At 34.0% G+C, this 1,716-nt stretch carries 2 protein-coding genes; one reads left to right on the top strand and one right to left on the bottom strand.

The genetic code is table 11. The annotated features are described in order from the left end of the window. The coding region (locus JCM14108_RS13805; RefSeq protein WP_035181541.1) for a sugar-binding transcriptional regulator at positions 1 to 695 on the bottom strand (695 nt) is incomplete at its 3' end. A gap of 148 nt (positions 696 to 843) precedes the next feature. On the opposite strand from JCM14108_RS13805, the gene deoC reads away from it, so the two are divergent. After that, positions 844 to 1,497: a deoxyribose-phosphate aldolase gene (gene deoC, locus JCM14108_RS13800; RefSeq protein ID WP_035181540.1), complete on the top strand. Its 654-nt coding sequence runs from the start codon at positions 844 to 846 to the stop codon at positions 1,495 to 1,497. Positions 1,498 to 1,716: the final 219 nt, after the last annotated feature.

The raw sequence follows: 1,716 nt of genomic DNA, 5'->3' as shown, positions 1-1,716 counted from the left end.
AGATACCCTAATCTAAAAAGCATTGCTTTAGGTCTAGTAGTCCCAACCGTAAAAAGTGCAACATTAGCTTCATACCCTTCTCGAATAACGTTTTCAATAAACTGATCTTGGACAACAATTGATTTAATTTTAGAATCTCCAAAAATTACAGGTAGTGGCAAGATGTTTGCTTGAGTGTGAAATGCATGATTAAATTTATTGGTAATATCGGCAGAGTAATTGCTCTCTTTAGAATTTGTAACACTGCCTTTTAATTGAACGACTTTAACATTCTGACACTGACTTTCACGTAAATGGTTAGCAACTGCTTCCATAGTTCTTCCCCAGTTAATACCAATGATATCATCGTCATGAACAATTTTATTTAAATAGTCAGCGGCTTTTTCACCAAGAGAATCAATAATACTCTTCTCATTGCGATTTACTTGAGATGCAATCAAAACATCCTTTAAGCCATACTTCTTTTTAAGCTGTTTTTCTATTAACTCAGTATTTTCAAAGGGATCGGTGATCTTTATGGTAACAATCCCACTTTCTCGAGCGGTTTGAAGTGCTTTAGAGATGGTTGGTCTGGACAGCCCCATTTTTTTGGCTATTTCTATTTGACTTAATCCATCCTGATAATAATAACGGCTAATTTCAATAATTTGTTGGAATTTTTCATAAGAGTATCCATTTTTCTTCTCGGCATGCATGAACAAATTCTCCTTCCTTTTGTTAAAAGCTTATTTTGATTCTAACATATTCGCAAGTACTTTACATTTGTTAAATAAAAGCGTTTACATTTGTAAAAACGTATGTTATCTTATATGTGCAGATAATAAAAAAAGAGGTTTTTAAATCATGGTAAAATTAAATAATTATATTGATCATACACTGTTAAAGCCAGAAGCAACCCAGAAAGACGTCGATAAAGTCATTCAAGAAGCGATCGATAATCAATTTTATTCAGTTATGATTAATCCTTACTGGGTATCATATGTGCACGGTAAGTTAGCAAATACGCCCGTCAAAACAGCAACTGTTATTGGGTTCCCTCTAGGCGCAAACACAACTAACATAAAAGTGGCTGAGGCAAAAGAAGCTATTGATAACGGCGCTAATGAAGTGGATATGGTCATGAATATTGGCGAATTTAAAGGTGGAAATTACCAAGCGGTTCAAAAAGATATTCAGGCAGTTGTGACTGCTGTCCATGCAAAAAAGGCATTAATTAAAGTTATAATTGAAACCGCTTTATTAACGAGTGATGAAATTGCCAAAGCTTCTGATATTGTTGCTAACGCTGGCGCAGATTTTGTTAAAACCTCTACTGGATTTTCAACTAGCGGAGCTAAATCAGTGGATGTTGCTATTATGAAAAAAGCTGTTGGCGATCGCATTAAAGTCAAAGCAGCTGGTGGAATTCACTCTGAACAAGAAGCAGAAGCAATGATAAAGGCTGGTGCTTCGAGACTTGGTACAAGTTCAAGTCTTAAAATTATTGGAAAAGAATAAGCTTAAAATTAATAGAGAATTTGTTAGTATCGATTCTCTATTAATTTTAGATCACTATGTAAGCGGTTACTGTAGATTGGTAATTAGCTGTCTTAACGAGGAGATCATACTATGAAATTATTACGATTAAATCACCATATGTTTACTGACTCATCTTTTGAATTATATAAAGATAATAACTTTAGTATTACCACTTTCACCTATCCTTCAGGAATCGAT

It is taken from the genome of Lentilactobacillus farraginis DSM 18382 = JCM 14108, from assembly GCF_000583655.1.
Classification (GTDB): Bacteria; Bacillota; Bacilli; order Lactobacillales; family Lactobacillaceae; genus Lentilactobacillus; species Lentilactobacillus farraginis.
The sequence above is the reverse complement of the archived record's forward strand: the minus strand, read 5'-3'. Positions and strand labels throughout refer to the sequence as shown.

Bases quoted from the DNA above. Each gene is read 5' to 3' on its own strand.
- deoC (WP_035181540.1), top strand. From the start codon at position 844: ATGGTAAAATTAAATAATTATATTGATCATACACTGTTAAAGCCAGAA.